The 644-nt window shown below is 48.9% G+C and carries 2 tRNA genes and 2 rRNA genes; all 4 read left to right on the top strand.

The annotated features are described in order from the left end of the window. Positions 1 to 107 (top strand): 16S ribosomal RNA (locus LLF79_RS26875); the annotation flags it as partial. Positions 108 to 176: 69 nt separating this feature from the next. Continuing rightward, positions 177 to 253, top strand: a tRNA-Ile gene (locus LLF79_RS26870). A 43-nt stretch (positions 254 to 296) separates the two neighbouring features. After that, positions 297 to 372: transfer RNA gene (locus tag LLF79_RS26865), tRNA-Ala, on the top strand. 170 nt (positions 373 to 542) lie between these two features. Next, positions 543 to 644, top strand: a 23S ribosomal RNA gene (locus LLF79_RS26860); the annotation flags it as partial.

Here is a 644-nt window from a genome sequence, read left to right as displayed (position 1 = left end):
TAGGTAGCTTAACCTTCGGGAGGGCGCTTACCACTTTGTGATTCATGACTGGGGTGAAGTCGTAACAAGGTAACCGTAGGGGAACCTGCGGTTGGATCACCTCCTTACCTTAAAGAACCTGCCTTTGTAGTGCTCACACAGATTGTCTGATGAAAAACAGCAGTAAAAATCTCTGCAGGCTTGTAGCTCAGGTGGTTAGAGCGCACCCCTGATAAGGGTGAGGTCGGTGGTTCAAGTCCACTCAGGCCTACCAAACTCCTTTTAAAGGATGAGCGGTACAGAGATTGCAAAACGATGGGGCTATAGCTCAGCTGGGAGAGCGCCTGCTTTGCACGCAGGAGGTCTGCGGTTCGATCCCGCATAGCTCCACCATCTTTTACTGCGAACCCAAGAAAACTTCAGAGTGAACCTGAAAAGGTGCACTGCGAAGTTTTGCTCTTTAAAAATCTGGATCAAGCTGAAAATTGAAACGACACATCTTAAAGGTGTGTTCGAGTCTCTCAAATTTTCGCAATCAGAAGTGAAACATCTTCGGGTTGTGAGGTTAAGCGACTAAGCGTACACGGTGGATGCCCTGGCAGTCAGAGGCGATGAAGGACGTGCTAATCTGCGAAAAGCGCCGGCGAGGTGATATGAACCTTTGA

The organism is Enterobacter cloacae complex sp. 2021EL-01169 (assembly GCF_020733125.1).
GTDB classification, from domain to species: domain Bacteria; phylum Pseudomonadota; class Gammaproteobacteria; order Enterobacterales; family Enterobacteriaceae; genus Enterobacter; species Enterobacter roggenkampii.
This window is presented reverse-complemented; position numbering and strand designations above follow the sequence as displayed.